Origin of the sequence: Bacillus sp. ChL18, assembly GCF_026241425.1 — a bacterium.
Classification (GTDB): domain Bacteria; phylum Bacillota; class Bacilli; order Bacillales; family Bacillaceae; genus Bacillus; species Bacillus velezensis.
The window spans coordinates 1,302,319-1,327,010 of sequence record NZ_JAPHWE010000001.1 but is presented as its reverse complement, the minus strand read 5'-3'; the positions used below and the strand labels follow the sequence as shown (position 1 = coordinate 1,327,010).

Genomic DNA, 24,692 nt, shown 5'->3' with positions numbered 1-24,692 from the left:
TCGTAAAACGTAGGCAGGAGAGAGGAAAAGTGGTCGTTGAGTTAAAAATCTGATGAAAAAGGGGAGAATAAGGGGTGGAAAAACATTGATACTATAGGCTTTTACGATAGCGATTACGATGCGAAAATAGGCTGAAAAATGGGAAAGTGAAAAAATAAGTTGGGTGTGGAAATGGAAGTGCTAGGGGTACATTTGTTCTTGTTTTTTAGCCTTTAGATGTTAATATACCCCCTATATATTGGTATTGAATTCCCTATATAAGATACGTTATGTAGGGTTTTTATGATTTGGCTGATAAATTTGCAAAGCTAACACAATTTCAAATGAAAAACAATATTTATTTTTGAAAAAATAATTAAGCGGTCAATTTAAAAGTGAATAACCATTCATAAAAAATAATCGTGTGTATAACGAGAGGGAGCAAATCGAAGTCTTATTTTTTTAACTTATACATTTTCATCCGAATAACTATTTTATATTCACTCTAATCATATTCCTTCTCATCCTTCATCTCATTACATCCACCATTTCCTATCCTCATCTTACCTAAAACACATTTCCATTCACCACACACCATCATACATCCCCTAACACACTAACCAGGCATCATCAGAATCATTCTAATGCACCTAGAATCAATTTTAATTTGATCATAGTATATTGGGTATCCAATCCACATACACGCCTTATACAGCCTATAAACACCCATAAATAATAGTCCAAAATAATTTAAAAAAATCCATATTAAGAGTAAAAATAAAATGACTTTGTAGGAAAAATGTGCTATAATAGAGTTATAGGAAAGGAGGTGTACATAGTGCTTGAGAAAGTGGGTATAACAATTGCTTTCCTTATTCCTATCACGGTTTTAATCATCAACTGTTTAACGATAGCTGAGAAGATTCAAAACCTGATGAAGAATAAGAAAAGCAAAAATAAAAAGCGTACACGCAAGCGCCTCCGTAGCAAGAGACATCGCAAACGTATACGCAGATAACACGCTAAAGGGGATTAATTCCCCTTTAGTCACTACCCATATTATAACATGGACAAGCACATTGTAAACATGAAGCGATTCTCATTGTGGTTTACGAACATTACATTTGTTGTTTTATTCTTATTGTTCCTGTTCATCAAAGATTATTTCAGCAGCGGAATACAGTCGCTTATTATGGCTATCTTCATAGTAACGTGTATCATTATCATTTTGTTATGGATCGGTTACTTTGTATACGCCAAAAGAAGGTAAACAAATCTAGCTAACATCATGCTATACTAAGTTTATTAGAGGTGAGCGGAATGGAAAATCAAATCTTTGAAGCGATACAGCAACTTTCTAAGGATATTAACACAATTAAGCAGGACGTTAAGGATATTAAAGAAACGGTTAAACGGATTGAAGAAAATGAACCTGAAGAGGTTGTATCCATGCTTAAGATTATTAACAAGAATATTGAAAGTGACCACCGATACAATGATAAGAAATTCTCTGGACTTGAAAGACGTATTCATGATCTTGAAGAAAGAATCAACAATTGAATTTCATACATGAGAAGGAGCGGTAAAACATTTATCCGTTCCTTTATTTTTAATATTAAAGGGGGAAGTCTGTATATATTATGGATAAAATTAAAATAATTGATTCTATAATGGGGTCAGGTAAGACAAGTTACATGATTCAAAAGATGAATGAAGCACCGAAAGAGGATAAGTTTATTTTTATTACACCTTATCTTGATGAGGTAAAGAGGATAAAGGAAGCGTGTCCAGAAAAGAAGTTTATTGAACCTAAGATTCACAGCGTAAACGGAGAAACATTTTATAAGCTGGACTCATTACATAAGCACCTTTCAGATAATAAGAATATAGCAACTACACATGCACTCTTTAAGATGGCAAATGAGACAACAAAAGAACTCATCTATTCAGGTAATTATACTTTGATTTTGGATGAAGCAATAGAGGTTGTAAAGCAATTAAACATATCTGCAGATGACCTGGATATGTTATTTAAAAATAACTGGATAATTAACAAAGACGACCGAATAATCTGGAACATGGAACAAGAAAAGAATATGCAAAGGGAATATGATGGTGAGTTTAAACACTTGAAACAGCTTGCACTGAATAACAATCTAATTTTACATAATGAATCAGTTATACTTTGGAACTTTCCTGCTGACATATTCAAATTGTTTAAAGAGGTATACAACTTAACATATCTGTTCGATGGACAGTTACAGAAGTATTATTATGATTTAAACAATATTCCTTATGAGAAATATATGATTAAAAAAGATAAGGGAAAATATAAGTGTGTGCCGTATGATTCAGCAGCAGACAAGCATATCAAGAATAAAATTAAAATAAAGGTAAATGTATATGATGGTGATCTTAATAAAATCGGTGAAGAAAAGTACTCTTTATCAAAAGGATGGTACAGGAATAAAAGGGTTTTACATAAACGACTGCAGAATAATATCCTGAATTACTTTCAGAACATATGTAAGTCTAAATCAAACTTTAATATGTGGACAACGTTTATTGATTATAAACCAAGGCTTTCAGGCAAGGGATATACCAAGGGGTTCATACCATGTAATATCCGGTCTACAAATGAACATAGTCATAAAAATACACTGGTTTATGCTATTAACCGTTATTGTAATCCATTATTAGTTGAATATTTTAGCTCTAAGGGTGTTAAAGTTGATGAGACTTATTTTGCCCTTTCAGAAATGATTCAATGGATATGGAGAAGCAGCATTAGAAATAATGATTCGATTTCAATTTACATACCATCAAGAAGAATGAGGTCAATGTTTATTGATTGGTTAAATAATGATTTATAACCCTTATTGCAAATAAAGCAATAAATCATAAAAAAAAGTCAACTGTCCCAAGGGTTTGAGGGGTGTGCCCCTTAAAGGGGAAGAGGGGTAATAATTAAATAAAAAATAATAAATTCGTCCGTAAAGAAAGTGCCTTTACGGCCGTCTCGTTTCAGCAAGCTGAACCTCGATAATATGTTTTTCTTTTTTTAGAATAAAAATAAAATAACTATTGAATATTTAAAGTGATCATGTTAAAATTAAATCAAGTTAAAACAACAGCGAAGTACACATACTTTAAGAATAAAAATAAAATAACTTAAACAAAATTAAAATGCTAATTTTAAACAGAAAAGGAGAATGTAAAATGAGTACAATAACAACTCTTTATGGTGTAGTTTTAAAACATAGTAATGGTGGCGTGAATATGAACAGTTTCTTAATTAAAGAAAGCGCATTGAAAGAAGCAGACAAAACAATTGAAGCAATAAAGTTAAGCAATAAAAAAGGTTTTAAAGTCTACTTGTCTGAACTGGAATATGATGAATATAAAAACAGAATACTTTCTGAAAATCTTATTAATGATGATTCTGAACTACTTTTTGAAAATTAATTGAAAATGCATATTTTAAATAGAATGGGGATATTTAAAATGAAAACAACACTTAAAAAATTGTCTCAAAAAGAACTTCATAATCTAATTGGAAGTACTGTTATATTAACAGAAAATCACACAACGATTTCCGGGGACAGAGTTTTAAAGAAAAAAGGATCTCAAGGGGTACTGGTTGATTATCAAATGTTTTGGGGCGAGGCCACCGTTCAATTTGGCAAAAGAAATTACAAAGTTAGCATGGGCATTGTTCAGCTTTTAGAGCAATCAGAAGAAATCGAACAAGAGAGTAACGATGTATCCAAAAAAGCAGAAACAGAAAAAGCTACTGAAAAGGAGTGTATTTTCAAAGAGACAAGAACAGTAGACCAAATTCTTGATGAACATAATGATTATATGACTTTGTATAGAATCTTTAATGATGATGCTTACTTAGAAAAAGCAAGACAAACGTTACAGCAACTGAAATAGTTATAAGTGAATCAAAATAAAACAGTAATTAAAACAGAATGGAGAGATTAAAATGATTTGTACTTGTAGTTCAAAAGAATGTAACGGAAAGGTTAACAGATACAAAATTTATTCACCTTCAAAAAACACTACATACCCAAACAGATTTTGGGGAATTTCAGATTACTGTGAAACACATAAAAAGGAAGATGAAGAGCAAGGATTTGTCTTGTTAGTTTCGAATGAAGAGTCAAAAACATTTGTATTATAGAATAAAACAACAATTTTAAACAGAATGGAGAGGTTAAATAATGCTGGAAAATTTATATAAAATTATTAATGGGGAATGGAAGGGTTACTATGGGGTGTTCCAGAAAATAGGAGCAAGCGGTCAAATGATCAAATTGAATATTTATGAGACAAACCCTGATACCCCAATAATGATTTCTTGGTTTAACTTGAATGATATAGAACAGGTAGGATAAAACAACAACACTTTAAACGGAATGGGGAGATTGAAATGGCTTGGACGATGCCTGAGTGGACTTTTAAGGAGAGTGGAGAAATTGACTGAAGAACAAGTAAAACAGGTTGTCAAAGAGAGTATCCGAGAAATGATTGAAGATGGGACTATTGAATTTGATACATACCTCAGAGGGAATCATGTAGAGTTATTAATCTTTTTTGACGGCGATGTCATTCAGATTAGCAAGTAAGAATAGAACAATAATTTTATACATATAGGAGGTGATCAATTGTTTTCAATGGATAAATTAAGTCTGAGACTGCTCATTGAAAGATTGAGATGGATTAAGAAAAATCCCACGCACGCTTTAGAAAGGCTCTGCTATTACGAAAATGTTATAGAAAGACAGAATGAGACTATTCGGCGGCTTAAACAGGATACAAATGATTAAGGGATGGGTGCGGTTTGGATAGAGATAAAATCAATGTATATAAATCAGACGAAACCGATTATTGTGATGGATGCGGACACAGAAGATTAAAGGGTGTATATAGCTTATACGTGCCGTATGCAACAAGCATTGTGAATGTGTGCGATGACTGCAAAGAAAAGCTAATGAATGCATTGAAATCGGAATAAAACAATATTTCACAGAGACTTGTTAACCGGTACTAAAGCGAAGAGGTGAGAGAGCTCAATGAATTTTAAAGTTGATGACAAAGTAAAGCCAATTAACAAGACTGCTGGACACCGTGATTTTGATAATAGTGCTACTCACTATTCGATGTTGGAAATAAAGCAAAACTTTTTATATGTAATCGGAGTCAATGAAGAAGAATCTAGAAAAGTTAAGGAAATTTGCTATTGGTGTGAGGTGTATCCAGGGGCACCGATGGATACATACAAGTGTTCTGACTTAAAAAAGATTGAATAAAACAAACAGCAGTTTAATAGGGAAGGGGAATTATATGCGTGAATTAGAGTTATTGCTCTTAGTGATGTGGGCAGAAAATGGTGTTAACGAAGTTTATAAGTATAAAAATAGAATCAAGGCATTCCGTGAACCGTTGGTTAATATCGAGTTGATTAATGACTTGAGTTGCGGAGGAATGTTTGCGGACATTGACGACGTAGCAAATCACAAGAACGCTTCGTCAGTAGATTACAAAGTAAGTATCGCAACCTTAGTTGAAAATAGAAGATAATAAGATAAATATTTTATTAAGAGGAAAGCCTGTCTAAATAAAAACACCATTTCATGCTAAATGGGACACGGGCTGCCTACATGAACAGCCCTTGGCCATTAGCTCGCAATCTTCGTTTTGACTGGTTTGTTTTTCTTGATATTACGTAATTTAAGAGCGGGTTTTTCCACGATTCTGTACGAAAGAAATGCGGATGCAGCAGTAACAGCAATTAGGGCTATTATCAGCGGGTAATCAGACAGTGTTTTATTAATTCCAGTGTACAAGAAGATGTTGATGATCACCATGTGCCATATGAAAATTCCCATACTGATATCATCTAACCGGTTCAGCTGCCACAATATCTTTGGCCCATTGTACCCGAACCAAATGATTGCATAGCTCAAAGGGATGAACCATAAAAAGCTGCATAATGTGCTGTTTATTGAGCTGAGATGTAGAAGGTCAAATTTAAAGAATAAAAATAAAATAATAGAACATAAAAATAAAACGATATGCTGCGGTAACTTGCTCCATGCCTTAGCCCAGAAGATGCCCAAAGTGAAATAAAACATCTGCGGCAGGAAAGAATGTAAGTACAGGTTACCGAACACACTGCCAGGCGCGAACTTTAAAATTATGAAAGAGACTAACACACTGAAAGTGGCAACAGTAAAAGAGCAAAGAATCATTTTTTGGAATCCGAAACGTTTATAAAACCAATAAATTGCGGGTAACACCAGGTAAAAGCTAATCTGAACAGGAATTGTCCAAAGTGAATCGTTAAGGCGACCTGTGCCAATGTGATGGAATATGTCAGGGAAGTATTGAGGGTATAACACAAAATTGCTAAGAAGCCATGTCCAGTACTCTTTAGTAGTGAATACTGTTAATGAAAGAGCTCCTAGAACAATTAACAGGATGGTGGAGACGATAGCATAGGTGTATATAGCGGGTGCGATTCTGATGATTCTGCTCCAATAAAAATCAGTTGCATTATTCCCTTTAAGCTTGGATCTTTCATAGGAAGTGAAAAGAAAAAATGCACTTAGAAAAAAGAAGATTGATATGCCGGTGTGAAATATTGCTTTGCTCTCTGGGGTATAACCAAAGACGGAAATATTTAGATCTCTTGTAGCATGACCAATCAACACACAAAGAGCAGCAAACAGCCTGATAACAAAGAAACAGTTAGAATGTTTTACGTTCATTAAAAGAACCTCTTTCCTATACCATATGGCGAATAAGCAGTAAGGTTGCCTATAAGCAGTGATGATTATATCATAAAAATGGAAGATTTGTTCTTAAAAATGAACTAAAATAAATAATTTTGTTCTCAATAAGGTATATTTGTGTGGTACAGGGAGGTATAGATACTTATAAATACATGTAGATATTCATAGATACGTGTATATCTAGCTATATCATAGAGAATATAGGAAAATCGAGAAGCTTCTGCCTGTTCTTTCACCTTTATTTCAAATATAGTATAATTTTGGAAAAGGGGGAGAGGAAATGAAAAAGCTAATCTTTTTGGTTGTGATTTGCATTGGTTTTATATTGAGTTTTAACGTACCGAGTGCTGAGGCGAAGCTTACATTAGACTACAAAAATGTGAATTTTCACATGAGTGAGGATTCAGAGAGTTTTTCAATGGCAGATTATTTTGATCGGAACTATGATCGCACTTGGCTCTTCTACAAATTCACAATTAGCAATGCAGAAGGGTGTACTCTAAATATGAAAATCAGTAGGATAACTCTTGCTGGCTGGGTATTTCCACGTAGTGAGAAGCAGTTTGTTGGAAACTATGCTGACTATACTGCTACAGATCGAGTAGAGGGGGACGCTAATCGTAATCATGTGTTAGAGATTACAAAGAATCCAGGTTGCGGAGATGTGTGGATTAAAGGTATTTATGGATTTGAACATGAAGATTCATTTGATTGGTAAGCTTGATACATAGTCAAGGTATATCCTTGACCTTTTTTATGGATATAATGATGATTTAAAGTGATCATACATAATGAATGCGAGGTAGTAATATTGATTAAATCAAATTTAAAGCCAATATTAGACGAAAGGAATATCAGTATTCGAAAGCTGTCCAATGATATTGATCATGGTTTTAACACAGTCAGGAAGCTGTATCATGATGAAATGGAGCGGTACCCAAGGGATCTGTTGGATAAAGTCTGTACATATTTAGACATTGAGCTGCATGAGCTGTTGATTTACAAAAAAGATTAAAAAGATATTGATCACTTAAAGTGATCATGGTATACTAAAGTTACAAGAACAGTAAATACTTACAAATTTTCTAGGTCTACATAAAATCATTCTTTTAAAGTGATATAAAATGCTAAATGTGAGGGGTGGTACGGGGATGAAGGCTAATGAAATAATTAGAGTGCTAAATCAATTTAAGTGTTCAAATTATGAAAAAATATTAATAGATGGTGAATGGGGCATTGGGAAAACAAAATATGTGGATGATTTTATTGCAGAGTACCCCAATACTTGTTATATATCTCTGTTTGGGAAAAGAGAGATCGAAAGCATAATTCAAGAGATTTATTATAGTTTGATACAAGATGATTTCAAAGGGAAATTCAAAAAATATTTAAGGAAGTCTACTGAAAAACTAAAGAATGTTAATCTTTCATTTTCAGGTTTTTCTCTTACTGTCCCATTATTAGGAAACATCTATTCTCAAATGTTTAAGGAATTAAATCAAAATAATTCTCACATAATAATATTTGACGATTTGGAAAGGAAACATGAGAATCTTGGGATTAAAGAATTTTTCGGTTTAATTGACAGCCTTTCTAAAATTAAGGGTATCAAAACTGTTATCGTTGCCTCTACAAAGCACTTTGGTAATGAAAATAGTCAAAGTTTTTCTGAGTATAGAGAAAAAGCAATTGATCGCACGTATGTAGTTGAAAAATATTCTGACAATGCTCCTTGTGAAATTCTTGGAATAAATGAATGGGATGCCCTTGAAAATATTGTTTCCTTCTTAACCTTCAAGAATTTAAGAACGTTTCAAAAAGCTAAGAAATTTATAGTAGAAGTAATGGATGTTCTAGATGAAAAGACATTTACCGATAAATTCACCAAGGAAGATGTCTATAGAATGTGTTTTGCTACAGTAGTTTACAACATTGAACATAATAGTGAAATGGTTTTATTGGATGAGGAAGTCAGAAGGTTTGCAGAAAATGAAAGTGGAATCGTAGATTACATGAGTGCCTATATATTAAGAAACTCATTGGACAATATTATGAGTAAGAGCATATTATTCCACATTAACCGTTGGTATGAAACTGGAGAATATAATACAGCAAACATCCTAAACGAAATAAATTTTATAAACAATTTTAATTATAGGAATATAAATCACCTTTCATCTGAAGCAGAAATTATCGATGTAATTCAAGAATCAAAAAAGTTTTTCGAAAAATTAACCGGTGAAGAAACTATAGGGAACGTAATTCAAGTAGTAAACAATGGAGTGACATGGTCAGAGATATTGTCTGTTGATTTTGATATAGATAAAGAAGAAATACTCCGAAAAATCCATCCAAATATTGTGAAACATGTGGACATAGATAAAAACCTATTTGAAAATGATATATCTCTATCACAATATGCCTTACAAAAACAAGAAGTTAAAAATATAATCCAATCAATTAACGATGCAATAGTATGCGAATATTATAATAAATTAGCAGATAAAATAGTTGATTGTTTGACAAGGGAAATGTTTAGTCAATACTATATAAAAAATCTCATGGAATCAATTATTGCCATAAATAATGAAGAGATTAGAAAGAACTTAAAGAAAAAGATAGAGACCAATCATTTCTTTTTTCCTTTGCCTAAAGGTAAAGTAACTCAAGAGCATTGGGATTGGTGTATTTTAAATAAAATGCTAATACTAAACATCGATAAGCATTGGGAAATTGATGGGTTTTATAATAACTATGTAACCTTTGTTAAAAATGAGGCAAGTAATCACCTAGATCGAATGCTGCAACACAGAATTAGACTTTTGTTTGATGTTGATTATTAAGTTCCAAACTATTGATTAAGGGAGGGAGTAAATTAAATGACAGTCAAAATTATTACTGCCTGGTACAAATATGATGATAAAGGTAGCGAAGCCAAATTGAATCATATTGAAGATGGATGGGTGAACGGAGAATATCCAAAGCCATTAGATATGTCATTCACAAATCAAGAAGCGTGGAAGAAAAGTGATTGGGAAAGGAAACATGCTTACTTAGATGAACAGTATCGAGTATTGAGCGTTCCGCCAGCTTATTGGATTAAATGATGAGCTTAGGGAAAGGGAGTATGCAAATGATCAAGGTTTATACAAGAGGTCATAAGATACCAGAAAAGATTAAGTCTTGCATCTCTGAATGGAATTATTGGTCTTGGATTGTAGTTGCCAATACTGCAAAGAGGAATAAGGATGCGAAACGACTAATAGAGAAGATTGAAGCTGAGCCAGACAGGATTGCAGAATATAAAACTGAAGACGGAATTGAAGTATATGTAAGCTACATGGATCCAGTGAAATAAAAAAGAGCATTAAACTAAATGCTCTTCTTCATACCACACCTACGACACTCACGTAAAAACACACCACTTTTCACTGAACTCTTGAACAAAGCATAATCACAGTTGTCACAGCGGCCATATTTAACATCGGGATACTCCTTATAATCATACACAACTGTTACATCGTAACCATTAGTCTCAAAATCTTTCTCTTCCATTAAATTTCACCTACACAAAGTATTTAACACTACTATAATACCAGACGATGTATATAAGGAGGGCTTTAATTTGATTGGAATAGCTTATTTCTTAATACTCTGCTCGGTGTTGGCTTTCTAACGGGATTTAAGGCCCTGTTTGTTGATCAGGTTTATGATGAAGAGTTTAAGCAGGAACTGATTGATTCATTTTCACCAGGTATGGAGCAGAATATGATTGAACTGTTCTTTAAGAATAAAATAAATATCATGGTGTTTTACATACTGATTGGATTGCTGCCACTGGCCATAAAAATTGCTGGTCTGCTGAAGAGGAGTTAGCTATGCCGGTTATCGATACCTTTTTTGTTATTCAATTTGAAAATGATGAATACTTCAAGTCATTTAAATTAGAAGGCAGTGGTTATGTAGTGTCTAAGGGGCTTCATGGTGCTTCTAAATTTACTACAATGTCAGAAGCTTTAGTGATCGCAAACGAGCTACATACAGAGTTTAAAGTCACTTCTGCCATAAGACAAATTGAAGTTATTACTAGGTGAGGAGTGTACACGTGTACTGGATTGAATGGATTGAGGATGGGGAGAAGAAAAGTATTGTTGCTGAGGGCTGGGTGGAATGGGTCACAATCCTGGAAGACCTTTATCAGCAACGATTTGAGTATGTTGAATGGAAGCGGCTTTGAAGAAAGAGTCGTCTTTTACTAAGTGTATTGGGAAACATTTAAATATAAAATCAAAAAATTGTTGGAGGAATTAAGTATGAATAACCTAGAGGATTTACAGAGCTATTTGGAAGTAATCACAGGGAAAAATTTCATTAAATCTGCTGCATATATTGAAGCACAGGAAACACTGCTCATTAATTATTATCAATCCTTTGAAGAAGCATTTGAATATGATTTCAATGTAAGTAAATCAGATTATGAAAACTATTTTACACAGTCAAAAATTGAAAAATTAATTGTTGAAGAAACTGCAAGATTGCTTAGGAAGTACCCATTTGTTCAGGTTATAGCTATCGATTTAAAGTTTGGTGGAAACGATTTTAGCGCGGAGGTTTCAAGAGAAAAATTTAATTCATTAACACAAACAAAACTAGAAGAATTGTCATTAGATGATGGCACTTGGCAAGAATTCCAGAACAAGTTTACATCAGGAGTGAAAAATGCGAATAGAATCACTCTTTTTAATGAATTTATAAAAAAATAATTTTGTTGAATGGAGACATATGGATAAATACTCAAACTTCAAACTAAAGATTGCTGCAAAACCTTCTTTATTTCATGGAAGAACTGTAAGGAAAGCAGTTGGTCAATCACTTTGGTATAGAATCAGGGATCATATATTACAAAAGGATACACCTGTATGTAGCATTTGTGGATTTTCCCCTCAGCCAGACGAAATGCGGAATCTTCATCTTCACGAGATCGAGGACTATGACTTTGAAAATATTGTGGTTACCTTAAGTGGATTAAATTTAATTTGTGCAAACTGTCACGCTTTTCATCACTTTGGTTTCACACAATTGTATTCGAGTAAGGAAATAATGGAACGATTAATTGAACATTTTGCAAAAGTCAATGAATGCGAAATAAACGACTTTAAAGATTACAGAAGGAGTTTACTATTTAGACGCCAACCGGAAGCAGAAACCAAGAAAACAAAAACCAATCTGTCTTTTCAAGATATCAAAGCAGGTAACTATACAGTTAGATATGCAATAATCGGAGATATACCATTCAAAGACGAAGTTATTGATAAGCTAAACAAGAAGGGTGTTTATTACCAATACAAATAACTGACATGACCTCTATTAAGAGGATCATGTCTTTATAAAATACGAATTTTAAACAGATAAGGATTCCTTAAAAAATAATTAGAATAAAAATAAAATAAATACTTGTAATTCTGACAACTCTAATGTATATTATAAACAAGGGAACATTAGTTGGGAAGGGGTGTAGTAACCAATGAATCTTAAGCAGATGATTAAGAATGAATGTGAAAAAGACAACCAACTCGCAGCAAAACTCTCAAAAATAGCAGGGTACGAAAAGGTTAATGGTTTCTACAAATTCATCAACACCCCAGAGAAAGAAATGGACAACTTAGGCGGTTTAATTAATATTGTTAAAAGTTTGTTTCCTGATAATGAAGAGCAACTTCTAAGTGATTATTTCCTATCATTGGATCCAAACAAAAAAAGCGCAAGACAGTCTGTTGAATACTCAGATATAAATCAATGGGATTCCCTAACTGATAAGATAATTTTAAATTTATGCAATTCGAAAAATGCGACAAGTCAAGAATGGGGAAACATCTACAGCATACATAGAAAGCTATATAAAAACGAAATCTCCTTACCAGAAGCAATAAGAGAATGTGGGAGATGTAAGGCTCCAGAAATGTCATTTTTCTCAGATGCAATGCTGATGTATAAATACTTGAATATTGGTGAGTTTGGATTGATGAAAAGCACCTTAAAACTTTTAGATTTTAAAGGCTTGCCAGAAGGATTTATAAAAGATTCATACAAAAGTAGAGTGTCAATGTTGCAAGCGAATATAAGTTTAAATGAAAACAATTTAATCGAAGCAAGGAAACATTCAAATATTGCAATAATGCAGTCCAATGTGAACCGAATATGTTTCTTTGCGCATCTGACAATAGGGAACACCCTAATTTTCGAAAATTATGAAGAATCTATGCTAGCGTATATTGAGGCAAAGAAGTATGCTCTTAATGATACCCATAAAGAAATGCTAAATGGTGCTCTTTGCTTCTTAGCTAACGTATGGAACAAGGAAAATCTATGGGTTAACTATGAATCAAACGATATCAAATATCAACAGCTTAGGGCTTTTTATTACATAAAAAATAATAATCTCGACAAGGCTAACGAATTATTGGATAGCTTATCAAATAGGAATCAAGATGAAAATGAATTAGGATTTTATTTTTATTATAAAGGTTTGGTATCAAAACAAAAATCTGATTTTTATAAATCAATAACGTATTTCAAAAATTCAGATGATAAATATTTTATTCAATTGGCAATAATAGAACTCGAAAAATTAGGCTGTGATCCGGAGCTGCTAAATTTAATTTAGAATTTAGCACTTGAAAGGAGGTGAATTTAATGAAGAAACTTATTTTCGGTACAGCCATTTTAGCAGCATTAGCAATTTCATTCATTGCAGGTCAACATTCAGTTAATACGGCATCAGCTTCTGATGAGATCTCTGTAGCAAGTGCAATTCGGGGAGCTTAATACTACAACAACGATACTACATAATCAATGGTTAGACGTTTGATCCAGTGGATCAGGCGTCTTTTCTAATTTTAAGAGAATGTTCCAGAAATTCATAATACAAAAAACGAGAACATGGAGGAATTAAAATGAAAAAGCATTTCGGACAATCACTTTCTTATGAGGATATGGCCAAAGGTTACGAAGAAATGGCAGCTATTAATCTTGTAATTTCCCAGGAAGACAATCATCTTGAAAATGAAGCAGAAATGATTAGATCAAAATATAAAGCAAAGGTATCCTAATGAGGATTAAAGACAAATCAGCAGACATTTTAACACATACATAGGGGATGTGTTATTTGTCGTGAATAAAAATAAAATAAATTATTGCATATTATTCTGGCAACATATATAATGAAGTTACAAGATGAACGTTGTTGGGGGATGAAACAATGGAAACAGCCAGTGCCACTCAAAAAGAAGAGTTGAAGATTACATCATTAAGACAATATCAATACATAAAACAACTAAAGAACTTCACACGAGTCAATCTCCACCTAGAGGATCCAGATGTGTTTACACCTAATAATGTAACTACAATGAGAAAAAACCATAAAGAATACAACCTCATTAAAGAACAAAAAAATTCTATAAAATGTATTTAAGGAGTAAAAATAAAATGAATAATAAATATTATACAGAAGAAAACAAGGCTAAAGTTTGGAAAAAGCATATGATCGTTTTAAAGTTTCTAGAGCAGCCTGAGATAGCAGTAGCTTATAATGAGTTCCTACGAAGAGAAGCGACAAGTGATGAATGGGTTGGGTTCGAAGAGGAGCTTTATGAGGAATTGACGGGGATGCCAATTATAAACGTCTGTAAGGACGAGAGGGTAAATGTCCTAAACTGAATTTTATTATAGAATAAAAATAAATTAGGTGTGATAAAATGAATACAGACATCTTAATTAACGCTCTTAAAGAATACGACATGTTAAAGCAAATGGAAATCTGTAACGCCAATATAATGCTGCTGAGTAATATTCAAGGTGAGAATGAATGGATTGTTGCGTGGAAAGAATTTGATCAATACTTAATGAAAAAAATGATATGAGGTATCATTATGGAAGCTCAAAAGAAAGCGTCAACACTAAGGGATTATTCAATATACAACAACATAAATAGGTGGTTTGATGAATTAGATTTAAGAAACAGGGATCAAGAAACTGGAGAAATTGAAAAGTCTAATACTAGAGCCACGTATGAAAGACATATAAGGGAGTTTTTCAACCACTATGCTGCCAAGGATATTGAATATTTAACTGAGAGTGACCTGGCGATTAAGAAGAGTGACCTGTATGATTATCGAACCCATTTGGCTAAAAATAAAAGCAACTCCAATTCAACAATTAACAATAAGATTGCCGCACTGAAAAGTATGATTAAGTACCTTGAATCTGAACATGAGTGTGATGCATCTGTATTTAATTTTAGGCCTCTTCCAACAGAAAAGAACCCAGCAGGCTCTTTTGAAGGAATATCTGAAGCTGATGAATTTGCTGAGGCGGCGTATGCTACTGAGCGTCAGAACAGATTAATGAAAAAGATGTTTATTTTGTTTAGTGCACGTACTGGTGGGCGTAAATCAGAGGTGCTTAGAGTTGGGTGGGATGATATTACTTATTCAGAAAAGCACCAATGCTATCTCGTGAACTTTAAAAAAACTAAGCAAAAAAAGGCTAGGCCAGTTGGAATTTCCACTGCTTTTTATGAAGAGCTGTTGCTGTTAAAGCAAGAGTATGGGGAACATGAGCTGTTATTTCATAAGTTAACAGTTGATTCAATACAGGATATGTGGAACCGCGTATGTAGAGTTATGGGCATTCCCAAAGAAAGAAAGATAACTCCACATAGTTTACGCAATACTGCAACAAACTTTTCTTACTGCGTTAATGGTGATATTAAAAAAGTGGCAGCTTTCTCTGGCCACAGTAATATCAATACTTTAAATGACCATTATTTAGTCAATGAAAGGGATTATTCTCAAGATCCAGGGGTTTTGGTTGATCAAAAAGAAGACATGTCCTTTTTAGAAGATGTTACCTTAGAGCAATATAAAGAATTCTTTTTAAAATCAGACATGTATATACAGAATAAACTTAAAATGTTTTTGAACAAGTGATACAAATAATCATATAAAAGCTTTACTTGCTTATGAAAATAATGATAAATTTAATATGATTATGTGAGGTGATAATGTGTCTGAAGTTTTGTTGACAACGGATAAACTTTATAAGTTAAAAACTGAAATAGAGAAAAATCTTATTGATATTAAAAATGATCCCAATATGGTGAAGGAATTAAAAGCCACAATGGCGGACAAATACAAGGCACTCCCTGGTTATATCCAAGAAATTTTAAATAATAATGATAACAACGTACAGCGTTTAAACGAAAAAGAAGTGTACATTGTTTCAAAAGAGATGTATTCAATTCTTGGGACGCAAGCCTTAGATCCGTCAAATTATTTTCCAACCAGATTGGCAAAAGAGCTTGAAGGTGGGAGAGTATTCGCCGGTGAAGAAGTAGTTAAGCTCCCATACAAGTTTAAAAATGTGATTAAAATTAAAGAGGATAACTATGTCACTTCCATTACTGCCAAAGAACTGAGTGAGTTATATAATAGCTCCATCCTGCAGTACAATTACAACACTCAGCGTGAAGGAAAGTACATTAAGGGCAGCCTTATTCCTGTACCTAAAACAAACCCTAAATCAGTTGATGAGATAAAAGAATTGTTTATCAAAGGCGATTTAATTGTATCAATGTTAACTTTTAACGCTCGTCTTGGGACATCTGATGGCGATGAAGAAGTTGAATATGATCCAAGCGATCAAACCCTCACTGTAACACGAGGAACCTTATTAGATGCTCTAGATGGGTATCATAGAATTTCAGGTATTGTTAAGGCCATTGCTGAAGTCCCTGAACTAGATCAGCCATTCATTTTAAATGTGCTGAATTACGATGAAGAAAAGGCTAAGGTTCACTTTGCTCAAATGAATACAATAAACCCAGTTGAAAAATCCAGAATTGAAGAATTAGGACAAAAACGGTATTCTTCAACCGTGGTCGAGCAGCTGAAATTTAAAAGTGAACTAAAAAATAAAATAAGCCCACAAAGTGAAATTGGTATCGATAGCAATTTCCTTGTGACATATTATACTTTATCCGAAGCTATAGATGATGCTTTTGAATTGAAATCTCGAAAAGATGCATTAAAAATTTCAAAATACCTCGTTGACTTTTTTGATAACCTTTTTTATGCCTTCCCAGATGAATTTCTAGAAGATGATTTATCGTTCATTAGAAAGCAATCATACATTAATCATAACGTAATGTTTTACGGTTATGTTTATTTGGCAAAGAAGATGAAGGAAAATAATGTAGAACTAGACAGGCTTAAGGGTATCGTTAATACAATTGACTTTAGTAAGAGTGGAAGAGTGTTTGAAGAATTAGGAAGACGAAATAATGAAAATCAACTGAAGACTGCTATGAAGAAGAAACTAAAGAGAATATTTTATGATGAAATTGCTGTTGTTTAAAGCCTAAAGGAGAATTTATTATGAGTGAAATGTATAATGCTGAATTGAAGGAAAAGTTTTTAGAGAAATATGAAAGCGAAGTAACAAGAAACCTTTACCGCTTAAGGCTAAAAGATTTTTCAGCCACAGAAAAAATACTTCAAAAAGACATATTTAATTTTTCTTTGGAAGAGCTGCGTACGTTATTTTTAGATTTAGATAGCAAATCTATAGATTCACTAAGAGGAGCAAGAGCTGTAATCGGACAATACACAACCTGGGCAATGGAAAATGGCTTGGCAAACAGTAACATTAACAAAGTGTATCAGATACAGGATGGTGACTTAAAGCAGTTTATAGACAAAAACAAAAAAACACTATTCACCAATAAAGAAGTAGAAGAGTATGTTGATTTTATGGTTAATTATCAGGATAAGGCCATGATACAGGCTATTTATGAAGGCATAGATGGTTATCAGCATTCAGAGTTACTGAATTTAACAGGTGACGATTTACTTGATGATAACAAGGTAAAGCTGGTAGATGATAAACATGGTGTAAGAATAATTACTATAAGCGATAAATGTTATGAGCTGCTTAAGCGTGCTAATGACCAAACAACATATCATCTTAGCAATGGTTCGCCAGATAGTGGACTTAAAAACAAATTTGCTGCATTAGTTAAAAGCAAAAATATTTTCAGGCTAAAATATAAGAGTTCTAATCAGAGTATGAAAGCTGACAAATTTTTAGTTCACCGTTCTTTTAGTCAGTTTCAAAAATTTTTAGAAGAACCCTTCTTTTCACCTAAGAATCTTATCAACTCAGGAAAGCTCAACATGGCGTATAAGATATACAAAGAGAAGGGTGAATTAAAAGTACCTGATTATAAAAAAATAACTCGACAATACGGGTTCCTGAATGAAGACGCAGAGTTTAATTCACAATCACTGCGGAAAGTAGTGAATATGGAGAACTTAGAAAAATATTGTATCAAGTCTGAAGTAATTGAGACTAATTCTTAATCCCTGTTACAGGGATTAACTTTACATAACTTTTAGAGTAAAAATAAAAACAATGTGAATTAACTCGTGATATTTTTAGAAAAATATCAGGATTTTGTTCATATTTTTCAGAATTCGACAAAGTTAGACAGAGACAAATTTGTACATATGCAGTAAAATAGTTCTATACACTAAAAAGGGTACGAGGAGGTTCGCTAGGTCAAACTCCCTAGCGATTAAGTCAATGTTTGATCTTCCATTCATAGAGGTCTTCAATCGAACAGTTAAGGGCAAGTGCAATGATTTTCGCTGTTTTTATATTCATAGAAGGTCTAACGCCATTAGCGTAATCACTTAACCTTTGCTTGCTGATGCCTGTTAGGTTTGAAAGTTGCCCTAGGGACATTCCTCTACGTTCCAGGAGAATGGATATCAAACATTGTCCGATTTCAACCTCAAGCATCGGACAACCTCCTGTTATAGTATTGCTTATCATACTATATCAATTCTTTCCAAGTTTTTAAATGAAAGAAAAAAGATTTGCCACTAACTAGGTAAAAGGTTATAATTAAGTCAACAAAAAAGGGAACGTAAGTTCGGTTAATTACTACCAGAGAGAGGGAAACGTATGTCAGAAAAGGATTATTTCATTCAAGGGGAGCTGTGCATACCTTTTTTCGGCAGAATAAAAGCCAAGAATGAAGAGGAAGCACTTTTGTTCGCATATCAATCAATTAAAAAGAAATTGAGAAATAAAACAGGAAAAATGGGGTTTCTTCAAAAAGATCATGAAAAATATGAGGCACTATTTGATGTAGATATCATGTGTACAGAGGATGCTGAATTAACAACCTCTTATGCCGAAGAAATAGACGATTCGTTTGAAAATGAGGATTATAAATCTTCACAATTGTTATCATCGAAGTAAAAATACATACACATCTTGTCAGTCATCATGAGACATAAAAAATTGGTGACTTTTTAGTCAGACTGGAGTATACAATGGATTTTAATCTTGAAATTGACCTGAAAGACATTATGAGATCAGTTTCCATGAGCGTTGGTTCTAAGAACATACAAAGTGGAGAGTACTACATAGACATTATCTTTAAAAACAATGGGGATTGTTTGAGGATTAGAATGGATCATGCTTCAGTTTTAGAATTTAGAGATAAAATAAATGAAACTCTTTGGAAACTGGACGGCATGAAGACGTTTATGAAGACAGTAGCTTTACAGTATGAGTAAAGCTGCTTTTTTAAAAATTATTTAGAGTAAAAATAAAATAATTATTTACAACTTATGGTTGAGGTTATATAATCGAATTAGAATCAGGAAAGGAGATAGCTTTAATTATTGATTAATGAACCAACTAACAATCAAATAAGAACTATGGTTTTAAGAAAATATGCAAAGCTCTTAGCATCATGTGAAAAGTCTTTACGCAGCATAGAGAATGATGAAATAAGAATGGCAATTGGAGACTTGGATTTTGTTAAAGACAATTTAGAGGAAATACAATACATACTTCGAGATGTTGTAAGTCAACATGAATATTTTAAGAGTAAAAATAAAATGTAAGTTTTATCGAGAGGGGTAAGGGGGAAGAGTATGGACAAATTACAAGAAATTAAAAGTGACTTGTCATTATGGCATCTAGCGTCTGAAGAAGAGCTAAAGCCATTTAATTTAAACGCTGGGCCTTGCTACATCATCGAACAAAGTTATGTCAAAGACATAATGATCGGCTTTATGAAAAAGCAGCAGGCTACTATCGAGGAACACCAACGCCAGCAGGAAATCGCGGTCAATCAGTTTCGGCAGGCGCAGGAAGATATTAAGTTGCTGCAGGCGGAGAACCAAGAACTAAAATCAAAAGTCGAGGGACAGGAAGAAGAAATAAGAGATTTAGAACTTGAAAACAGCAATTTAGAGGACAAGATAGAGGAATTGGAAGATAAAGTTGAAGCATTGGAGGGGGCTGCGGAGTGATGAACGCTAATGACAAATTAGGGGCTTATGTCCTGCTGGCTATGCACGGGTTCAGAAAAGAGGAGATAAAAGAAATTATGGAGGAGGTTAAATCCGTTATGAAAAACGAGGAGGGCGCGGAGTGATGGAAGATATTATTTGCCCTAGCTGCGGCGAAAGTGAATTAGAACTATGGCATATGGACATTTACGAATGCCAGGAGTGCGGGACTATGATTCCGGGTGAAGTATTGGAGGGTGCGGAGTGAGTAAGAGGTCTAACCTATTATTAAGGAATAATGTGAAAGCAGGACAAAGAGAAAAATCCATTACAAATGACATTCCCTATGATGAACTTGATACACAACTGATTAATTTAATTGATATTTTAAATTTCAAGATTGGATTAAAAACACGCCACTGTTGTTTTGGGCATAAACCATACGAAGAAATTCAAGTGATGTTTGAAGACGAAGTGAATTTAAAAGAAGATCAAATTCTGGAATTAGCAGAATTAGCAGGGAGAGAATGGAAGGGTCTTCAGTTAAGTTTCAGCAAATGGGCACGGTTCTCCCCATTGATGTTCAACTGGTCATTGGTGCTATCGAAAAGATTTAGGGATCCGGAAGATACAAATAAATACCGATACCTGAGATCAGTTGAAGAATTCTTTGAACGCTATGCTGCACAGAAGTGATTAAAAGATGCATTTTAAAGAGTCTTCTTGTATAGAGAATTAAAACGATATAAACTTTAGGAAAGACAATTAAATACAAAGGAGAGAAATATATGAATAATAAAACCATAAGAAGACCTAAAGTGTTTATATCATACTGTTGGACTTCTCCAGAACATGAAGAATGGGTTTTAGATTTAGCAATACGATTATCTGAGGGGAATGGTATTGAGGTTGTTCTTGATAAGTGGGATTTAAAAGAAGGACAAGATAAATATGCATTTATGGAGAGTATGGTTACTTCTGAAGAAATAGACAGAGTATTAATCATATGTGATTCTGGATATCAAATTAAAGCTGATAAAAGGACAGGTGGAGTGGGGGATGAAACGCAAATAATTACCCCAAATGTTTATTCGGATACTAATCAGGAAAAATTCATCCCTATTGTTGCAGAACGAGACAAAGAAGGAAATGCTTTCATTCCTGCTTACGTAAAGAACAGAATTTATATTGACCTATCTAAAGAAGAAACTTTTGAAGAAAACTATGAAACATTACTAAGAAATATAATGAAAGCACCGAAGTATAAAAAGCCACCGCTAGGTGAATTACCTTTATATTTATTTAAAGAGGAAGTAAATCATTTTAAAACCAGCCATATTATTAAACAAATGCGTAATGCCTTAGAAAGAAATCCTGAGAGGTTAAAAGTAATGGCTATTAAGTTTCAAGATGACTTTTTAGAATCAGTTGAATCATTGCTTTTTACAATTGAGGATCCAGAAAATCTGGATGATGAAGTTAGAAAAGGGATAGACAAATCAATGCCTCTAAAAGATGACTTTATTCAGTATATAGAAATTCTAATAGAAGCAGATAAATTAAAAGCTGAATATTTAATAGACTTTTTCGAAAAAATGTTTACTTATACAAAACCATTAAAAGCCGGTAGTTTTTATCCTCTCCAATTTGACCATATAAAATTCTTAATTCATGAAATTGTCTTATATACATTTTTGTATCTAATTAAATATGATTGCTACGCTATTATAGCTGAACTATTAGATGCTGACTATAATATTGATGTTCCACCTTATTCAGGAAGAGATATTGATTTAACTGTTTTTAGACAACATTTGCAATCCCTTGAAAATAGAAATTCAAGACTCGGGTTGCAAAAAATAAATTTGCAAGCGGAAATCCTTATTGAAAGAGCAGGAAAACATCGACAGGAGCTAGTTAATGCAGACATACTTCTATATTATTTCTTAGAGCTAAGGGATACTATTTATGATTGGTTTCCTATAACTTTTATTTACAAGGAAAATGAAAACATTAGATTTTTACAAAGGTTGAAATCTCAAAGATTTGCTGAAAAAGTCAAATATTTATTTAATGCTAAAGATATTGAAGAAATGAAAGATTTACTAAGGAATTTTGAAAATAATATTAAATATGGTTTTAGAAGACTTTCTAATCCAACTCACTATATTAACGTAGAGGAAATAGGAACTAAAAATTGAGTATTAGGGGAGAATGGTTCTCCCTAAAATACTCAAGTCAGATTTAAATAAAAGGATTATTTCAATGAAATGAGGTGGGAGTTTGAGTGAAAATTATAAAGACCCAAGACAAGTTGCACTTGAGCTTGTAAAGAAAGCAAGTGATCAGATTCGCTATACAAATGATGATGAATTTACATTTGAAGTGGTTAATAAATTGGAGGAAATTGAGGATATGCTTAAGAAAGATATTGATAAAGATAAGTTAGTTGAAAGGGTGTCGTTAGCATAGGATACATCAAATACATAATTGATACAGTCTGGTTTAACTTAGTTTGGTTTAAATGGCATCTTGGAGCGGATATAAGCATATTTGATGGCTGCGGATGGAATACATATAAATATTTAAAGAGTAAAAATAAAATAAATGGAGGTTATAAGGGTGATAAAGAGGAATCTGCTTAGCAACCACGTTGATGAGATTATTGGTGAATATTACGCTGGTAAAGGATATTCAGTCCATAGCATTGAACGCCAGGAAAATGGACAACTGATTGTTGTTACGGAACGAGTAGCAGAGAAGAAGGAACCGGTAAAGGTTGATATAGCATTTGATTTTGTACATAGAAGACCACATAAGAAGAAGTATTTAGCTTAAAAAAGGCAAAGAGTCAAAGCTCTTTACCATTAGGTGATTTCCTTAACCGATTCGCAATATACTTCATTACGTTTACTGCAATCGACACTAATGCAATAATCAATGCTATTTCAAATAAGAGGATGTATCCAAAATTCATATTAAGCTCTTCAAAGTAATCGCTGGCAAAAGAGAGGAGTTTATAAATCCCTAGCATAAAAACAATAAAGGAAACTCCTAAAATTACAAGTGACTTTTTAGAATAATCTTTAGCATGTTCAAAATTATAAATCATTATTGATAAAAATAACAAACCCGTAGCAATCTTGTGGGATAGCGAATCATCGGCCGAAAATGATTGCACTACTATACTGATGATTAATCCAGTAATACCGATTGTTTTATTCAAGGAATCACCCACTCGTATGTAAGTTAGGTATGAGTTTACCAATTAAAGGAGATTTTCTCAAGGCAATAAACATTAAAGTTAAATTAAAATCGTGATTTTAAACAGATAGGAGGAAGCGAATGAATCAAGATATTCAGTTTTTAAAAGAACTTCAGCAAGAGTTGAAAAATCAAGACAGCGACTGTCAAGCTGCACCGCGTTTCTGGACAGTTGGCGATTATGAATGGGTCGAAGTTCGAGAAGAAAACGCAGAACGGTATTCTGTATACCTGCCATATATTGCAGAAGCATATGTTTTAGATGATTATTTAGAAGATTTAAAAGAAGATAGTGAGCTCTCTAAGGAAGCTTTAACAGAGTTGAAAAAGGATGACTTTGATGATCCTATTGAGTGGATTCAAAAATACATTGATGAAGAAGCAGAATTAATTCCAGAAAGAAAGGTTCATATTGTACGGCCGGATACAATGTTTTTGACCAAAGCAGAAGCGAAGGCTCATATCAAATTAAATAGGCATCACTACACTTCAGAAGCTCATACTTACGCAATGACAGCATGGAGGCCACCGAAAGTAGAGCGGCTGCTTAAAATTCTCGAAACGTTTGATTGGAGTTCAATAACGATATCTAATTAAAAGATAGTTTTCAAAGTGAAAATGGGGGGAGTAACAATGAAAAAATTTGAAGAAATCATTAATCAAAAATCAGTACTCCTGAACGAATGGGAAGGAAAAGAAAAGGTTGACGTTTTGTCAGACTTTGAAGAAAAAGAAACTGATGTAAACATTCTGTTTGCCTCTTATGATGGTGACATTTGTGAAGGGCACGCTTCGGTTCTATTTGAAGAGGAAGGGAAATTGTTCGAGGTTAATGGTTCCCACTGTTCATGCCACGGTTTAGAAGATCAGTGGGAACCTGAAGAGGTTACTCTCATGTTTTAGAACACAGGTTGTTGAATGGAACATTTGGAGAACCGGATTTTAAGGAAGAGCTATGTGACTTTTTGGGTGTTGAATTTAAATTAAACTCCTAGAAGATCGCTATCTAAAGCAGTAACCATATAGATATCGATCATAGAGAGAATATCAATCTCTATAACGCCTTCTTTCCTCAAAGTCATCGGGATACTCATTCTGCTTTGTCTTGGACTTGAATACAAACCAAATTACAGCAGCTAGCATGTAATCCATGACTTTATCAAAAGTCCAATTTGTGAATAGATCCATTAGAAATTTCATTACCTTTCACCTCCCAAGAATGTCCTATCTCTCTTAGATGACATGCGTAAGACATGCCTCTATTAATAAAAGAGTGAAAAGC

General features: G+C 33.3%; 43 protein-coding genes and 1 pseudogene. 39 read left to right on the top strand and 5 right to left on the bottom strand.

Annotated features, from left to right (window positions below; all coding sequences use genetic code 11):
* Positions 1–778 precede the first annotated feature (778 nt).
* The 9 genes from yonT to OQ477_RS06525 all read left to right on the top strand — a co-directional run bounded on the left by yonT (position 779) and on the right by OQ477_RS06525 (position 5,565).
* Entirely contained in the window at positions 779–997 is a 219-nt protein-coding gene (yonT, locus tag OQ477_RS21030) for a type I TA system toxin YonT (protein ID WP_416346517.1), read from the top strand.
* A gap of 302 nt (positions 998–1,299) precedes the next feature.
* Positions 1,300–1,539 (top strand): hypothetical protein, encoded by a 240-nt coding sequence (locus tag OQ477_RS06560; protein WP_021493589.1) that lies wholly within the window; start codon positions 1,300–1,302, stop codon positions 1,537–1,539.
* Positions 1,540–1,619: 80 nt separating this feature from the next.
* Complete coding sequence (locus OQ477_RS06555; protein WP_265971852.1) at positions 1,620–2,852, top strand: hypothetical protein; 1,233 nt, start codon at positions 1,620–1,622, stop codon at positions 2,850–2,852.
* A 346-nt stretch (positions 2,853–3,198) separates the two neighbouring features.
* Positions 3,199–3,444, top strand: coding sequence for a hypothetical protein (locus OQ477_RS06550; RefSeq protein WP_265971850.1), 246 nt, complete (start codon positions 3,199–3,201; stop codon positions 3,442–3,444).
* Between the two features lie 39 nt (positions 3,445–3,483).
* The gene (locus tag OQ477_RS06545) at positions 3,484–3,915 is read left to right on the top strand and encodes a hypothetical protein (RefSeq protein ID WP_265971849.1); all 432 of its coding nucleotides are present in this window, start codon (positions 3,484–3,486) and stop codon (positions 3,913–3,915) included.
* 290 nt (positions 3,916–4,205) lie between these two features.
* A complete protein-coding gene (locus tag OQ477_RS06540) occupies positions 4,206–4,379 on the top strand; it encodes a hypothetical protein (protein WP_265971848.1) in 174 nt (57 codons plus the stop codon).
* 81 nt (positions 4,380–4,460) lie between these two features.
* Positions 4,461–4,610 carry a hypothetical protein gene (locus OQ477_RS06535; RefSeq protein WP_253600099.1) on the top strand — a complete coding sequence of 50 codons (150 nt, stop codon included), beginning with the start codon at positions 4,461–4,463 and terminating at the stop codon, positions 4,608–4,610.
* 447 nt (positions 4,611–5,057) lie between these two features.
* A complete protein-coding gene (locus OQ477_RS06530; protein WP_265971847.1) occupies positions 5,058–5,294 on the top strand; it encodes a hypothetical protein in 237 nt (78 codons plus the stop codon).
* Positions 5,295–5,328: 34 nt separating this feature from the next.
* Positions 5,329–5,565 carry a hypothetical protein gene (locus tag OQ477_RS06525; RefSeq protein ID WP_205164309.1) on the top strand — a complete coding sequence of 79 codons (237 nt, stop codon included), beginning with the start codon at positions 5,329–5,331 and terminating at the stop codon, positions 5,563–5,565.
* Positions 5,566–5,663: 98 nt separating this feature from the next.
* Here the strand turns inward: OQ477_RS06525 and OQ477_RS06520 are convergent, their stop codons facing one another.
* Positions 5,664–6,755: an acyltransferase family protein gene (locus tag OQ477_RS06520; protein WP_265971846.1), complete on the bottom strand. Its 1,092-nt coding sequence runs from the start codon at positions 6,753–6,755 to the stop codon at positions 5,664–5,666.
* A gap of 304 nt (positions 6,756–7,059) precedes the next feature.
* On the opposite strand from OQ477_RS06520, the gene OQ477_RS06515 reads away from it, so the two are divergent.
* From OQ477_RS06515 to OQ477_RS06495, 5 genes are all read left to right on the top strand, one after another.
* Positions 7,060–7,497 carry a hypothetical protein gene (locus tag OQ477_RS06515; RefSeq protein ID WP_265971844.1) on the top strand — a complete coding sequence of 146 codons (438 nt, stop codon included), beginning with the start codon at positions 7,060–7,062 and terminating at the stop codon, positions 7,495–7,497.
* Positions 7,498–7,590: 93 nt separating this feature from the next.
* The gene (locus tag OQ477_RS06510; RefSeq protein ID WP_014470137.1) at positions 7,591–7,794 is read left to right on the top strand and encodes a helix-turn-helix domain-containing protein; all 204 of its coding nucleotides are present in this window, start codon (positions 7,591–7,593) and stop codon (positions 7,792–7,794) included.
* Between the two features lie 136 nt (positions 7,795–7,930).
* Positions 7,931–9,622: a P-loop NTPase fold protein gene (locus OQ477_RS06505; RefSeq protein WP_265971842.1), complete on the top strand. Its 1,692-nt coding sequence runs from the start codon at positions 7,931–7,933 to the stop codon at positions 9,620–9,622.
* 36 nt (positions 9,623–9,658) lie between these two features.
* Positions 9,659–9,886, top strand: coding sequence for a hypothetical protein (locus OQ477_RS06500; protein ID WP_265971841.1), 228 nt, complete (start codon positions 9,659–9,661; stop codon positions 9,884–9,886).
* Positions 9,887–9,912: 26 nt separating this feature from the next.
* A complete protein-coding gene (locus OQ477_RS06495; protein ID WP_041481766.1) occupies positions 9,913–10,137 on the top strand; it encodes a hypothetical protein in 225 nt (74 codons plus the stop codon).
* A gap of 14 nt (positions 10,138–10,151) precedes the next feature.
* Here the strand turns inward: OQ477_RS06495 and OQ477_RS06490 are convergent, their stop codons facing one another.
* Complete coding sequence (locus OQ477_RS06490) at positions 10,152–10,334, bottom strand: hypothetical protein (protein ID WP_014417903.1); 183 nt, start codon at positions 10,332–10,334, stop codon at positions 10,152–10,154.
* 70 nt (positions 10,335–10,404) lie between these two features.
* On the opposite strand from OQ477_RS06490, the pseudogene OQ477_RS20920 reads away from it, so the two are divergent.
* The 14 genes and pseudogenes from OQ477_RS20920 to OQ477_RS06425 all read left to right on the top strand — a co-directional run bounded on the left by OQ477_RS20920 (position 10,405) and on the right by OQ477_RS06425 (position 18,196).
* A pseudogene (locus OQ477_RS20920) lies at positions 10,405–10,655 on the top strand (hypothetical protein).
* A gap of 2 nt (positions 10,656–10,657) precedes the next feature.
* On the top strand, positions 10,658–10,873 hold the full coding sequence (locus OQ477_RS06485) for a hypothetical protein (protein WP_047474268.1): 216 nt from the start codon (positions 10,658–10,660) through the stop codon (positions 10,871–10,873).
* A gap of 11 nt (positions 10,874–10,884) precedes the next feature.
* Positions 10,885–11,016, top strand: a complete 132-nt coding sequence (locus OQ477_RS06480) for a hypothetical protein (RefSeq protein ID WP_154018349.1) — start codon at positions 10,885–10,887, stop codon at positions 11,014–11,016.
* Positions 11,017–11,092: 76 nt separating this feature from the next.
* Entirely contained in the window at positions 11,093–11,542 is a 450-nt protein-coding gene (locus tag OQ477_RS06475; protein WP_014417906.1) for a hypothetical protein, read from the top strand.
* A gap of 19 nt (positions 11,543–11,561) precedes the next feature.
* Positions 11,562–12,131: a hypothetical protein gene (locus tag OQ477_RS06470; protein ID WP_265971835.1), complete on the top strand. Its 570-nt coding sequence runs from the start codon at positions 11,562–11,564 to the stop codon at positions 12,129–12,131.
* A gap of 172 nt (positions 12,132–12,303) precedes the next feature.
* Positions 12,304–13,443 (top strand): AimR family lysis-lysogeny pheromone receptor, encoded by a 1,140-nt coding sequence (locus OQ477_RS06465; RefSeq protein WP_265971833.1) that lies wholly within the window; start codon positions 12,304–12,306, stop codon positions 13,441–13,443.
* A gap of 29 nt (positions 13,444–13,472) precedes the next feature.
* Positions 13,473–13,604 carry a lysogeny pheromone AimP family peptide gene (locus OQ477_RS06460; RefSeq protein ID WP_265971831.1) on the top strand — a complete coding sequence of 44 codons (132 nt, stop codon included), beginning with the start codon at positions 13,473–13,475 and terminating at the stop codon, positions 13,602–13,604.
* 128 nt (positions 13,605–13,732) lie between these two features.
* Positions 13,733–13,888 (top strand): hypothetical protein, encoded by a 156-nt coding sequence (locus OQ477_RS06455; protein ID WP_014472001.1) that lies wholly within the window; start codon positions 13,733–13,735, stop codon positions 13,886–13,888.
* A 149-nt stretch (positions 13,889–14,037) separates the two neighbouring features.
* On the top strand, positions 14,038–14,250 hold the full coding sequence (locus OQ477_RS06450) for a hypothetical protein (RefSeq protein ID WP_169061542.1): 213 nt from the start codon (positions 14,038–14,040) through the stop codon (positions 14,248–14,250).
* Positions 14,251–14,264: 14 nt separating this feature from the next.
* A complete protein-coding gene (locus OQ477_RS06445; protein WP_014471999.1) occupies positions 14,265–14,495 on the top strand; it encodes a hypothetical protein in 231 nt (76 codons plus the stop codon).
* A 38-nt stretch (positions 14,496–14,533) separates the two neighbouring features.
* Positions 14,534–14,698: a hypothetical protein gene (locus tag OQ477_RS06440; RefSeq protein WP_021493556.1), complete on the top strand. Its 165-nt coding sequence runs from the start codon at positions 14,534–14,536 to the stop codon at positions 14,696–14,698.
* Positions 14,699–14,707: 9 nt separating this feature from the next.
* Positions 14,708–15,766, top strand: a complete 1,059-nt coding sequence (locus tag OQ477_RS06435; protein WP_265971827.1) for a tyrosine-type recombinase/integrase — start codon at positions 14,708–14,710, stop codon at positions 15,764–15,766.
* A gap of 76 nt (positions 15,767–15,842) precedes the next feature.
* Positions 15,843–17,192 (top strand): DNA sulfur modification protein DndB, encoded by a 1,350-nt coding sequence (locus OQ477_RS06430; protein WP_265971825.1) that lies wholly within the window; start codon positions 15,843–15,845, stop codon positions 17,190–17,192.
* Between the two features lie 20 nt (positions 17,193–17,212).
* Positions 17,213–18,196, top strand: a complete 984-nt coding sequence (locus OQ477_RS06425) for an integrase (RefSeq protein ID WP_265971824.1) — start codon at positions 17,213–17,215, stop codon at positions 18,194–18,196.
* A gap of 220 nt (positions 18,197–18,416) precedes the next feature.
* Here the strand turns inward: OQ477_RS06425 and OQ477_RS06420 are convergent, their stop codons facing one another.
* Positions 18,417–18,638 carry a helix-turn-helix domain-containing protein gene (locus OQ477_RS06420; protein WP_265971823.1) on the bottom strand — a complete coding sequence of 74 codons (222 nt, stop codon included), beginning with the start codon at positions 18,636–18,638 and terminating at the stop codon, positions 18,417–18,419.
* Positions 18,639–18,803: 165 nt separating this feature from the next.
* On the opposite strand from OQ477_RS06420, the gene OQ477_RS06415 reads away from it, so the two are divergent.
* From OQ477_RS06415 to OQ477_RS06375, 9 genes are all read left to right on the top strand, one after another.
* Positions 18,804–19,103, top strand: a complete 300-nt coding sequence (locus OQ477_RS06415; protein ID WP_020954129.1) for a hypothetical protein — start codon at positions 18,804–18,806, stop codon at positions 19,101–19,103.
* 74 nt (positions 19,104–19,177) lie between these two features.
* Positions 19,178–19,423, top strand: coding sequence for a hypothetical protein (locus tag OQ477_RS06410; protein WP_265971822.1), 246 nt, complete (start codon positions 19,178–19,180; stop codon positions 19,421–19,423).
* Positions 19,424–19,531: 108 nt separating this feature from the next.
* A complete protein-coding gene (locus OQ477_RS06405) occupies positions 19,532–19,756 on the top strand; it encodes a hypothetical protein (protein ID WP_265971821.1) in 225 nt (74 codons plus the stop codon).
* A 30-nt stretch (positions 19,757–19,786) separates the two neighbouring features.
* Positions 19,787–20,167 carry a hypothetical protein gene (locus OQ477_RS06400; protein WP_265971820.1) on the top strand — a complete coding sequence of 127 codons (381 nt, stop codon included), beginning with the start codon at positions 19,787–19,789 and terminating at the stop codon, positions 20,165–20,167.
* Entirely contained in the window at positions 20,164–20,292 is a 129-nt protein-coding gene (locus OQ477_RS06395; RefSeq protein ID WP_265971819.1) for a hypothetical protein, read from the top strand. The genes OQ477_RS06400 and OQ477_RS06395 overlap by 4 nt, the downstream gene beginning before the upstream one ends.
* 118 nt (positions 20,293–20,410) lie before the next feature.
* On the top strand, positions 20,411–20,842 hold the full coding sequence (locus tag OQ477_RS06390) for a hypothetical protein (protein ID WP_265971818.1): 432 nt from the start codon (positions 20,411–20,413) through the stop codon (positions 20,840–20,842).
* Between the two features lie 92 nt (positions 20,843–20,934).
* Positions 20,935–22,347, top strand: a complete 1,413-nt coding sequence (locus OQ477_RS06385) for an SEFIR domain-containing protein (RefSeq protein WP_265971817.1) — start codon at positions 20,935–20,937, stop codon at positions 22,345–22,347.
* An 82-nt stretch (positions 22,348–22,429) separates the two neighbouring features.
* The gene (locus tag OQ477_RS06380; RefSeq protein WP_014471981.1) at positions 22,430–22,618 is read left to right on the top strand and encodes a hypothetical protein; all 189 of its coding nucleotides are present in this window, start codon (positions 22,430–22,432) and stop codon (positions 22,616–22,618) included.
* A gap of 150 nt (positions 22,619–22,768) precedes the next feature.
* Positions 22,769–22,984: a hypothetical protein gene (locus OQ477_RS06375; protein ID WP_041915563.1), complete on the top strand. Its 216-nt coding sequence runs from the start codon at positions 22,769–22,771 to the stop codon at positions 22,982–22,984.
* Positions 22,985–22,997: 13 nt separating this feature from the next.
* Here OQ477_RS06375 and OQ477_RS06370 read toward each other — a convergent pair whose 3' ends face one another.
* The gene (locus OQ477_RS06370) at positions 22,998–23,372 is read right to left on the bottom strand and encodes a YoqO family protein (protein WP_265971816.1); all 375 of its coding nucleotides are present in this window, start codon (positions 23,370–23,372) and stop codon (positions 22,998–23,000) included.
* A gap of 119 nt (positions 23,373–23,491) precedes the next feature.
* Here OQ477_RS06370 and OQ477_RS06365 point away from each other — a divergent pair, with 119 nt between their 5' ends.
* Together OQ477_RS06365 and OQ477_RS06360 are read left to right on the top strand one after the other, a co-directional pair.
* Complete coding sequence (locus OQ477_RS06365; protein ID WP_265971815.1) at positions 23,492–24,007, top strand: hypothetical protein; 516 nt, start codon at positions 23,492–23,494, stop codon at positions 24,005–24,007.
* Between the two features lie 36 nt (positions 24,008–24,043).
* Positions 24,044–24,313 carry a hypothetical protein gene (locus OQ477_RS06360; protein ID WP_265971814.1) on the top strand — a complete coding sequence of 90 codons (270 nt, stop codon included), beginning with the start codon at positions 24,044–24,046 and terminating at the stop codon, positions 24,311–24,313.
* Between the two features lie 144 nt (positions 24,314–24,457).
* On the opposite strand, the gene OQ477_RS21025 is transcribed toward OQ477_RS06360, so the two are convergent.
* Positions 24,458–24,610: a hypothetical protein gene (locus tag OQ477_RS21025; protein ID WP_372712310.1), complete on the bottom strand. Its 153-nt coding sequence runs from the start codon at positions 24,608–24,610 to the stop codon at positions 24,458–24,460.
* Positions 24,611–24,692: the final 82 nt, after the last annotated feature.

Excerpts from the sequence above, each read along its gene's own strand:
- OQ477_RS06365 (WP_265971815.1), top strand. The coding sequence starts at position 23,492 with ATGAATCAAGATATTCAGTTTTTAAAAGAACTTCAGCAAGAGTTGAAA.
- OQ477_RS06455 (WP_014472001.1), top strand. The coding sequence starts at position 13,733 with ATGAAAAAGCATTTCGGACAATCACTTTCTTATGAGGATATGGCCAAA.
- OQ477_RS06415 (WP_020954129.1), top strand. The coding sequence starts at position 18,804 with ATGTCAGAAAAGGATTATTTCATTCAAGGGGAGCTGTGCATACCTTTT.
- OQ477_RS06460 (WP_265971831.1), top strand. The coding sequence starts at position 13,473 with ATGAAGAAACTTATTTTCGGTACAGCCATTTTAGCAGCATTAGCAATT.
- OQ477_RS06490 (WP_014417903.1), bottom strand. The coding sequence starts at position 10,334 with ATGGAAGAGAAAGATTTTGAGACTAATGGTTACGATGTAACAGTTGTG.
- OQ477_RS06420 (WP_265971823.1), bottom strand. The coding sequence starts at position 18,638 with ATGCTTGAGGTTGAAATCGGACAATGTTTGATATCCATTCTCCTGGAA.
- OQ477_RS06515 (WP_265971844.1), top strand. The coding sequence starts at position 7,060 with ATGAAAAAGCTAATCTTTTTGGTTGTGATTTGCATTGGTTTTATATTG.
- OQ477_RS06520 (WP_265971846.1), bottom strand. The coding sequence starts at position 6,755 with ATGAACGTAAAACATTCTAACTGTTTCTTTGTTATCAGGCTGTTTGCT.
- OQ477_RS06440 (WP_021493556.1), top strand. The coding sequence starts at position 14,534 with ATGAATACAGACATCTTAATTAACGCTCTTAAAGAATACGACATGTTA.
- OQ477_RS06360 (WP_265971814.1), top strand. The coding sequence starts at position 24,044 with ATGAAAAAATTTGAAGAAATCATTAATCAAAAATCAGTACTCCTGAAC.
- OQ477_RS06385 (WP_265971817.1), top strand. The coding sequence starts at position 20,935 with ATGAATAATAAAACCATAAGAAGACCTAAAGTGTTTATATCATACTGT.
- OQ477_RS06400 (WP_265971820.1), top strand. The coding sequence starts at position 19,787 with ATGGACAAATTACAAGAAATTAAAAGTGACTTGTCATTATGGCATCTA.
- OQ477_RS06500 (WP_265971841.1), top strand. The coding sequence starts at position 9,659 with ATGACAGTCAAAATTATTACTGCCTGGTACAAATATGATGATAAAGGT.
- OQ477_RS06550 (WP_265971850.1), top strand. The coding sequence starts at position 3,199 with ATGAGTACAATAACAACTCTTTATGGTGTAGTTTTAAAACATAGTAAT.
- OQ477_RS06450 (WP_169061542.1), top strand. The coding sequence starts at position 14,038 with ATGGAAACAGCCAGTGCCACTCAAAAAGAAGAGTTGAAGATTACATCA.
- OQ477_RS06445 (WP_014471999.1), top strand. The coding sequence starts at position 14,265 with ATGAATAATAAATATTATACAGAAGAAAACAAGGCTAAAGTTTGGAAA.
- yonT (WP_416346517.1), top strand. The coding sequence starts at position 779 with ATGTGCTATAATAGAGTTATAGGAAAGGAGGTGTACATAGTGCTTGAG.
- OQ477_RS06530 (WP_265971847.1), top strand. The coding sequence starts at position 5,058 with ATGAATTTTAAAGTTGATGACAAAGTAAAGCCAATTAACAAGACTGCT.
- OQ477_RS06465 (WP_265971833.1), top strand. The coding sequence starts at position 12,304 with ATGAATCTTAAGCAGATGATTAAGAATGAATGTGAAAAAGACAACCAA.
- OQ477_RS06485 (WP_047474268.1), top strand. The coding sequence starts at position 10,658 with ATGCCGGTTATCGATACCTTTTTTGTTATTCAATTTGAAAATGATGAA.
- OQ477_RS06555 (WP_265971852.1), top strand. The coding sequence starts at position 1,620 with ATGGATAAAATTAAAATAATTGATTCTATAATGGGGTCAGGTAAGACA.
- OQ477_RS06560 (WP_021493589.1), top strand. The coding sequence starts at position 1,300 with ATGGAAAATCAAATCTTTGAAGCGATACAGCAACTTTCTAAGGATATT.
- OQ477_RS06495 (WP_041481766.1), top strand. The coding sequence starts at position 9,913 with ATGATCAAGGTTTATACAAGAGGTCATAAGATACCAGAAAAGATTAAG.
- OQ477_RS06540 (WP_265971848.1), top strand. The coding sequence starts at position 4,206 with ATGCTGGAAAATTTATATAAAATTATTAATGGGGAATGGAAGGGTTAC.
- OQ477_RS06435 (WP_265971827.1), top strand. The coding sequence starts at position 14,708 with ATGGAAGCTCAAAAGAAAGCGTCAACACTAAGGGATTATTCAATATAC.
- OQ477_RS06505 (WP_265971842.1), top strand. The coding sequence starts at position 7,931 with ATGAAGGCTAATGAAATAATTAGAGTGCTAAATCAATTTAAGTGTTCA.
- OQ477_RS06545 (WP_265971849.1), top strand. The coding sequence starts at position 3,484 with ATGAAAACAACACTTAAAAAATTGTCTCAAAAAGAACTTCATAATCTA.
- OQ477_RS06475 (WP_014417906.1), top strand. The coding sequence starts at position 11,093 with ATGAATAACCTAGAGGATTTACAGAGCTATTTGGAAGTAATCACAGGG.
- OQ477_RS06525 (WP_205164309.1), top strand. The coding sequence starts at position 5,329 with ATGCGTGAATTAGAGTTATTGCTCTTAGTGATGTGGGCAGAAAATGGT.
- OQ477_RS21025 (WP_372712310.1), bottom strand. The coding sequence starts at position 24,610 with ATGAAATTTCTAATGGATCTATTCACAAATTGGACTTTTGATAAAGTC.
- OQ477_RS06410 (WP_265971822.1), top strand. The coding sequence starts at position 19,178 with ATGGATTTTAATCTTGAAATTGACCTGAAAGACATTATGAGATCAGTT.
- OQ477_RS06425 (WP_265971824.1), top strand. The coding sequence starts at position 17,213 with ATGAGTGAAATGTATAATGCTGAATTGAAGGAAAAGTTTTTAGAGAAA.
- OQ477_RS06470 (WP_265971835.1), top strand. The coding sequence starts at position 11,562 with ATGGATAAATACTCAAACTTCAAACTAAAGATTGCTGCAAAACCTTCT.